A 7,920-nucleotide genomic window follows, 5' to 3' on the forward strand; every position below is an offset into this window, starting at 1 on the left:
TAGACGATGAGACTATCGGATTCTCCAGTGTTCGGCCGTCGATCGCAGGCCGAGTTCATGCCGGTCCCCCTCACGTCAGGAGCTGTCCGATGAAGGTTCTGTTCGTCTCGTCGCCCGGCCTCGGACATCTCTTCCCGTTGATTCCGCTCGCCTGGGGGTTTCGCGCGAGCGGGCACGACGTGGTCATCGCCACGGCCGAACATGCCGAGCGGGCCGCCGGGTCCGGTCTGGAGGTGGTCGACGTCGCGCCGCACTTCAGTTCGGTCGCGGCGTTCGAGCGGGTGGCCCAGGACCAGCCGGACTTCGTCACGACCGTCGCGACGCGCCCTGCGGTCGATCTGGCCGAGTGGGGAGTTCAGATCGCCGCCGTGAACCGTCCGATGATCGACGGCCTGATCGCGCTCACCGACGATTTCCACCCCGATCTCGTGGTCTACGAGCAAGGCGCGACGGCCGGTCTGTTCGCCGCCGCCCGCGCCGGGGTCCCCGCCGTTCAGCGCAACCACGGGGCGTTCGCGACCGGAACGATGCACGAGGCCATCGCCGGGTTCCTCGGTGACTTCTTCACCAGGTACGAGCTACCGAGCCGGCTGCCGGAACCGGACGTGATCATCGAGTCCTTTCCGCCGAGCATGGTTCTCGACCGGCCGCCCGAAGGCTGGTTCATGCGGTGGGTTCCCTACGGCGGGGGTGCGGTGCACGGTGACCGCTGGCCGACCGCCCCCGACCGGACGCGGGTCGCGGTCTCGATGGGCACCATCGAACTCCAGGCCTTCGGGCTCGGGGCGGTCGAGTCCCTCATCGAGGCCGCCGCCGAGGTGGACGCCGAGTTCGTGCTGGCTCTCGGTGATCTCGACACGGGCCCGCTCGAACCGCTGCCGGGCAATATCCGCACGGTCGGGTGGACCCCGGTGCACCGGCTGCTCCGCCAGTGCACCGCGGTGGTCCACCACGGCAGCGGCGGGATGATCATGAATTCGATCGAGGCGGGCACGCCGCAACTGCTCGCGCCGGACTCCCGCGACATGTTCCAGCACTCCGGGCGGGACGCTGTCCGCAAACTCGGGACCGGTCTGGTGAGCACCGCCGACGAGATCGGCCCGGAAATGCTGACCGAGCTCATCCAGAACGATCAGTTCGCCCGGCAGATGGCGGTGGTGCGGGAGGAGATGCACGCGCTGCCCTCACCGGCCGAGACGGTGCGGCGGATCGTCGCGGAGGTCTGAGCGTCCGCACGGCGCGGGACGCCGGAGTCGGGCCGACGAGCGCGTGCCCTCCCCCCGGGCGAAGGGTGTTCAGGTGATCCAAGCGGCCGGTGCGGGGCCGCCGTGGCCGAGCGGCGGGAGCAGTTCGGCCACGGCGGCCTCGAGATCCGGATCGAGCGGTTCGTGCACAGCGGCGAGCGCGCCTTCGAGGTGGGCGGGTGTCCGCGGCCCGATGACCAGGGATGTTACGCCTGGCTGGGCGAGTGTCCAGGCCATACCGACCTCGGCGGGCGCGCGGTTGTGCTCGGCACACAGCCGCTCGAACCGCTCGACGACCTCCCGGTGCTCGCCGAGCGCGATCGCCGCGCGCCCCTGCGCCGACTTCACCGCCGACCCGTCGGCCAGTTTGGTCAGCACACCGGAGAGCAGCCCGCCGTGCAGCGGCGACCACACGAGCACGCCGATCCCGTAGTGCTGTGCCGCGGGAATGATCTCCAGCTCCGCGTGCCGGACGAGCGGGTTGTACAGGCACTGCTCGGACACCAGCCCGAGGGTGTGCCGCGAGCGCGCCGCCTCCTGGGCCGCGGCGAGCTGCCATCCGGCGAAGTTGGAGGAACCGACGTAGCGGACCTTGCCCTGGGTCACCAACAGATCCATCGCCTGCCAGATCTCCTCCCAGCCCGTCGCCGGGTCGGGCTGGTGCATCGTGTACAGGTCGATGTGATCGGTCCGCAGGCGTCGCAGTGACGCCTCACAGGCCCGGACGATGTGCCGGGCGGAGAGCCCTTCGTCGTTCGGCCCGGTGCCGAACCGGCTGCCGACCTTCGTCGCCAGCACGACCCGGTCCCGCACCCCCGGCCGAGCGAGCCAGGTACCGAGCACTTCCTCGGTGTGTCCCTGGCGGACCCGCCAACCGTAGATGTCGGCGGTGTCGATGAAATCGATCCCCCGGTCGAGGGCGGCGTCGAACAGAGCCGACGCCGCGGGTCCGTCGACCCGGCCACCGATGTTCACCGTCCCCAGACACAATCTGCTGACGCGGAGTCCGGCGCGCCCCAACGGCACATGCGTGACCTGTTCCCCGGTCGTCAAAGACTCCTCCGTCGGCGTGCCGTGCGGGTGTGTCGGGTTCCGACGGTCGCAGACCGGCCTGGGAAAAGCAACGTCGTCCGCGCTTGACCGCGGCTGATTGCGCCTGGACACCATGCTAGGTAACTTAACTAATAATTACCGAGGTGGAGGGGTGTTCATGATCCCGGTCTTCAAGGTGGCGATGGCGCCCGACGCCCCGGAGCGAGTGGCCGAGGTGGTCCGGAGCGGGAGGCTGGAACATGGGCCGCGCGCCGAGGCGCTCGAAGCCGAACTCGGGCGCCGGATCGGTAACCCCAGGGTGGCCACGGTCAACTGTGCCACCTCCGGACTGCACCTGGCTCTGCACCTTCTCGTGGGCCGTGACCCGTACCGGCCCGACCCCACGCCGGAGCGGGACGAGGTACTTACCACCCCACTCACCTTCGAGGGGACCAACTGGCCGATCCCGGGAAACGGGCTGCGGATACGCTGGGTGGACACCGACCCGCACACGCTGAACCTCGATCTCGAGGATCTGGAGCGCAAGATCTCCCCGCGCACGCGGGCGATCGTCGTGGTGCACTGGCTCGGATTCCCGGTCGATCTGGCTGAGCTCGACGACGTCCTGGATCGGGCCCGACGGCGTCTCGGCTTCCGACCGCCCGTGGTGGAGGACTGCGCCCAGGCGTGGGGAGCGACGTACCGTGGTCGTCCGCTCGGCAATCACGGCAACACCGCCGTCTACAGCTTCCAGACGATCAAGCTGCTGACCGCGGGTGGCGGTGGCCTGATGGTCTTCCCGGAGGCGGAATCGCACCGCCGAGCCCTGCGCACCCGATGGTTCGGGATCGACCGGGCCGACGACCGGACCCGCGGTGAGTACTCCGTTCCGGAGTGGGGGTTCCGCTGTCCCATGGACGAGATCAGCGCGGAGATCGGTTCGGCCAACCTGGAGATGATCGACGACTTGCTCGCAGGTCATCGGGCGAACGCCTACCGCTACGACAAGGAGCTCCAGGACGTGCCGGGTCTGGAGCACACCGAGCGGCCCGACGACCGCGCGCCGACGTTCTGGGCATATCCGGTCAAGGTCGAGGATCGGCCGGGATTCATGCGTCGGCTCGGGGAGGCCGGGATCGGGACCACCGTCCTCGCGCGTCGCAATGACGACCACCCGGCCGTCGCCGCCGCCCGCGAGTCGTTGCCCGGACTCGATTCCGTCGCCGATCGGGTCTGCTACCTGCCGGTCGGCTGGTGGCTGACCGAGGAGCAACGCGAGCACATCGTCGACACCGTCCGTTCCGGATGGTGAACGCCTCCGCCGACCGGTCGGCCGACCGCTGTCGCGGATCGGATCACCGCCGGGCTCGCGCCGACGCTCACAGTGCCTCGATCGCGTCGAGATGGGAGAAGCACCATGCGGTTTCTGCCCCGTGACCGCGCCCCGTCCGTGCTCGTCGTGGGGGCGGGCCAGGTCGGGCTGTGCCTGGCGGCGGTACTCGCCGAGCGCGGCCTGCGGGTCGTCGCGGCCGACATCGATCTCGAGCACGTCGAGCGGGTGCGCGCGGGCCGGTGTGCGATCGCCGAGCCCGGTCTCGACCAGCTGCTGCGCGATGGTCTCGCGAGCGGGCGGCTGACCGTGACCGCCGACCTGTCCGCTGCCGCCGGCAGCGACGTCATCCTCCTCACACCGGGAACCCCGGTGGACGCCGACGGCCGGCTCGACTCCAGCAATCTGGAGGCGGCCTGCCGGGACCTCGCCCCTCGGCTGCGCCCTGGGCATCTCGTCGTCGTCAAGTGCACCGTCTCACCCGGTACGACCCGCACCGTGGTCGCGCCGCTGTTGTCCGGGCACGGGGCGCGGCCGGGGGAGGACTTCGGTCTCGTGCACTGCCCGGAGCGGCTGGCCGAGGGACAGGCACTCGCTCAGATCCGGGAACTCGCCGTCATCGTCGGCGGGGTCGACCCGGAATCGGCCGAGTCGGCGAGCGTGTTCTGGCGGAACACCCTCGGTGTCCCCGTACACCCGGTGGCCGACGCCGACATCGCCGAGGCGGTGAAACTGGCGAGCAACTGGTGGATCGACCACAACATCGCGATGGCGAACGAGTTGGCGCTGTTCTGTGATGCGTTCGGGATCGACGTCGTCGACGTCGTCACGGCCGCGAACACCCTCCCCAAGGGAAACGGACGGATGAACGTACTGATGCCGAGTGTCGGCGTGGGCGGTTCATGCCTGCCCAAAGACCCCGTCATGGCGGCGCGGGCCGCAGGCGACCGCGGTGTCGAGCTGCGCACCGTCACGACCGGGCGGGCGGTCAATGACGCGATGCCGGACCACGCGGCACGGAGCCTGACCGACCAGCTCAGCAAGTTCGGTACGGATCCGGCCGAGGCGACCGTCGCGGTGCTCGGACTGGCCTTCAAGTCCGACACCGGCGACCTTCGTCGGACCCCCGTCGCCCCGTTCGTCGCGCAGCTCCGCGAAGCAGGCTGCACCGTCCGGCTGCACGACGGGCTCGCCGAGCCGGCACGGGTCCGCGACGTGTTCGGACAGGATCCGGAGCCGTCGATCGACGCGGCGATCGCGGGTGCCGACGCCGTCGCGATGCTCACCGGACACCGGGAGTACCGCGACCTCGCCCCGGCGGACCTGCGCGCCGCAACGCGGGCTGGATGCCTCGTGTTCGACGGCCGTCGCTACTTCACCCGGGACGAGATCGAATCACTGTACGAGCACGACCTGCGGTACCGAGGGATCGGTCGGTGACACCATGAACACACCCATTCCGTTCAGCCGCCACGGTGAGCACGTCCTCGTGACCGGCGGGCACGGGTTCATCGGCAGCCATCTTGTCGAGGCGCTCGCCGCGGAGGGACGGCGGGTCACCGTGCTCGACCCCGCAGACCCGCCGCCGGACCTCGTCGTTCCGGCGGGAGCGGTGCGCCATGTGCGGGGCGACGTGCGGGACACGACTCTGGTCCGCAAGGAGATCACGGCCACCACGGGCCTGATCGTCCACTTCTCCTCGCTGGTTGGGGTCGACCAGTATCTCTACGACCCGCTCGATGTGATCGATATCGCGGTCGGTGGGACGCGCGCCGTGCTGGACGCCGCCCGGGACGCCGGCGCGAAGCTGCTTCTCGCCAGCACCAGTGAAGTCTACGGACGCAATCCGGACACTCCCTGGGCCGAGGACTCCGCGCGGGTGCTCGGCCCCACCACGGCCGACCGATGGTCCTACTCGACCAGCAAGGCGACGGCCGAGCACATGACCTTCGCCCATGCCCGTCGCTACGGCACCCGCGCCACCGTGCTGCGGTACTTCAACGTCTACGGTCCCCGTCAGCGACCTGCCTACGTCGTGAGCAACACGGTGCATCGTCTCCTGCGTGGTGTCCCTGCACTGCTCTACGACCGCGGTGACCAGACCCGCTGCTTCACCTATGTCCGGGACGCCGTCGAGGCAACGCTCGCCGTCGCCTCGTCGTCGCGGGTGGACGGGGTGGTGCTGAACGTCGGCAGCGAGCGCGAGATCACGATGGCCGAGATCGTCCGCGCTGTCGGGGACGCCGTCGGCTGCCGCTCCGATCCGGTCCTACTGGACACCGGATCGGCATTCGGATCGGTGTACGAGGACATTCCGCGGCGGGTGCCGGACACGTCGCGGATCGCGGGACTGCTCGGGTGGCGTGCGACGACCTCGGTCGAGCAGGGGCTCCGCGAGACGGTCGCCTGGGCTCGGGCCAACGAGTGGTGGACCGGACAGGACCCGGACGAACGGGACGAGCGAGGAGCCGCACGATGACGGACCCAGCCACGACCGCGCCACGGCTCGTCCTCCCCGGAGAGGGGCAGCCCCGTCGGGGAGGTCTTCTGCGATACTTCGGGCCGGGCGGGATGGATCACCTCGACCCGGCGTGCGCCAGCTACGCGTTCTCTCACCAGATCCTGCGTCTGTTCACCCGGCAACTGTTCACCTACCCGACCACCGCGGACGAGGACGCTCTGAGCCCCGTCCCGGATCTCGCGGTGGCGGTGCCGACCCGGGACAACGGCGGTATCGACGCGGCGGGACTGGTGCATCACATCGACCTGCGCGGCGGCGTGTACTGGGACACCGATCCACCGCGCGAGGTCACCGCCGCCGACGTGGTGCGCGGCCTGAAGCGGCTGGCCTGCCCCGTGACGGGGACCGGTTCCCTGGGCTACTTCACCAGTACGGTGCGCGGCATGGCCGAGTTCGCCGAGGGTTACCGGATCGCGATGGACCGGGACGGAGCCGATCCGGAGACCGCCGCCCGTTACCAGAACACCCACGAGATCAGCGGGTTGCGGGTGCTGGACGAGCGGCGGCTGGAGATCGAGCTGCTCCGGCCGGCGAACGACCTCGTCAACATTCTCGCCACGCTCTACGCCTCACCCGCTCCGGTCGAGTACGACGCGGTGCTGCCTGGCGGTGCCGGGTTCACCGACGTCATCCGGTCCTGTGGCCCCTACCGGCTGACCCGCTACCGGCACGGCGAGCACCTGTCGATGCGGCGCAACCCTGCGTGGGAGGCGACCTCCGACCCGCTGCGGGCGGCCTGGATCGACGGGATCGAGGTTCGGATGGCCCGGGTGGAGGACGACGTCGTCCGGGCCGAGGTGGAGAGTGGGCGGGCGGACCTGTCCTGGGGCGCGCCGGTGATCAGCCACGACCGTCCGTCCCCGGACGCCGACCGGCACGTCGGGTTCGCGCTCAACCCGTATCTCGTGTTCAACGTGCGCGGGCCGCGGCGGGAGCTGCGGGATCCGGCCGTGCGGCGGGCGCTGGGGCTCGCCGTGGACAAGTCCGCGCTGGTAGGCCTGATGGACCGGATGGATCTGGGCACCGTCACGCGGACCGCGCACGGTGTCATCCCGCCCGGGAACGTCGGGTATCGGCCACCACCGCCCGACGCCGTCGACGGCGGGAGGCCGGAACTGGCCCGGAGGTTGCTGCGGGACGCCGGGTGCGAGGGGATGCGGCTGCGTCTTCTGTACCGGAGGGAGACCCCGCACGACGACATCGCGCACAGCTACGCCGACGACCTCCGCGCGGCCGGCGTCGACGTCGCGCTGACCCGGATCGAGCACGCCGACGAGTACTACCGCATCCTGCAGGACCCGCGGCGCTCGGTCGCCGGTGACTGGGACGTCACGGCCGCGGCCTGGACGCCCGACTGGTTCGGCAACAACGGACGGACCTGCGTGCAGCCGCTGTTCGAGTCGCCGTCCGGGGCCGGTAGCTGCAACTACGGCGGTTACCGCGACCCCACCGTCGACGCGATGATCGCCGATGCGCTGTCGGAGCCCGACCCGGACCGGTCGGCGGAACTGTGGCACGCCGTGGACCGGGCCGTGTGCGAGGCCGCGGCCGTGGTGCCGCTGCTGGTCTGCGAGCCGACGATCGTGCATGTCACCAGCCCTCGGGTGCGCAACCCGATCCCGATGCCGCACGTCGACCGGTGGTACGACGCCGCCAACCTGTGGCTGGACCACTGAATGCCGACCGGGGGCCGGTGCGGCGGCCTCGCTCCGCACGCACCGGCCCCGGGACCGTCAGCTGGGCGGGTTCTCCGCCGGGGCCGGCTCGGCGGGAAGCAGTGCGGCCGGGTCGGC

General features: G+C 70.5%; 6 protein-coding genes. 5 read left to right on the forward strand and 1 reads right to left on the reverse strand.

The genetic code is table 11. From position 1 onward, the window contains the following. Nucleotides 1-89: 89 nt before the first annotated feature. A complete protein-coding gene (locus SACPADRAFT_RS0221410) occupies nucleotides 90-1,226 on the forward strand; it encodes a glycosyltransferase (RefSeq protein ID WP_007023597.1) in 1,137 nt (378 codons plus the stop codon). A 69-nt stretch (nucleotides 1,227-1,295) separates the two neighbouring features. Here SACPADRAFT_RS0221410 and SACPADRAFT_RS0221415 read toward each other — a convergent pair whose 3' ends face one another. Then, nucleotides 1,296-2,297 carry an aldo/keto reductase gene (locus SACPADRAFT_RS0221415; RefSeq protein WP_007023598.1) on the reverse strand — a complete coding sequence of 334 codons (1,002 nt, stop codon included), beginning with the start codon at nucleotides 2,295-2,297 and terminating at the stop codon, nucleotides 1,296-1,298. Nucleotides 2,298-2,394: 97 nt separating this feature from the next. Here SACPADRAFT_RS0221415 and SACPADRAFT_RS0221420 point away from each other — a divergent pair, with 97 nt between their 5' ends. The 4 genes from SACPADRAFT_RS0221420 (at nucleotide 2,395) to SACPADRAFT_RS0221435 (ending at nucleotide 7,803) form a co-directional block, all read left to right on the forward strand. After that, the gene (locus tag SACPADRAFT_RS0221420) at nucleotides 2,395-3,588 is read left to right on the forward strand and encodes a DegT/DnrJ/EryC1/StrS family aminotransferase (RefSeq protein ID WP_198048371.1); all 1,194 of its coding nucleotides are present in this window, start codon (nucleotides 2,395-2,397) and stop codon (nucleotides 3,586-3,588) included. A 105-nt stretch (nucleotides 3,589-3,693) separates the two neighbouring features. After that, nucleotides 3,694-5,046 carry a nucleotide sugar dehydrogenase gene (locus tag SACPADRAFT_RS0221425; protein ID WP_007023600.1) on the forward strand — a complete coding sequence of 451 codons (1,353 nt, stop codon included), beginning with the start codon at nucleotides 3,694-3,696 and terminating at the stop codon, nucleotides 5,044-5,046. Between the two features lie 4 nt (nucleotides 5,047-5,050). Further along, on the forward strand, nucleotides 5,051-6,085 hold the full coding sequence (locus SACPADRAFT_RS0221430) for an NAD-dependent epimerase/dehydratase family protein (RefSeq protein WP_007023601.1): 1,035 nt from the start codon (nucleotides 5,051-5,053) through the stop codon (nucleotides 6,083-6,085). Next, complete coding sequence (locus SACPADRAFT_RS0221435; RefSeq protein ID WP_007023602.1) at nucleotides 6,082-7,803, forward strand: ABC transporter substrate-binding protein; 1,722 nt, start codon at nucleotides 6,082-6,084, stop codon at nucleotides 7,801-7,803. Before SACPADRAFT_RS0221430 ends, SACPADRAFT_RS0221435 begins: the two co-directional genes overlap by 4 nt. Nucleotides 7,804-7,920 lie beyond the last annotated feature (117 nt).

The organism is Saccharomonospora iraqiensis subsp. paurometabolica YIM 90007 (assembly GCF_000231035.2).
Taxonomy (GTDB): domain Bacteria; phylum Actinomycetota; class Actinomycetes; order Mycobacteriales; family Pseudonocardiaceae; genus Saccharomonospora; species Saccharomonospora paurometabolica.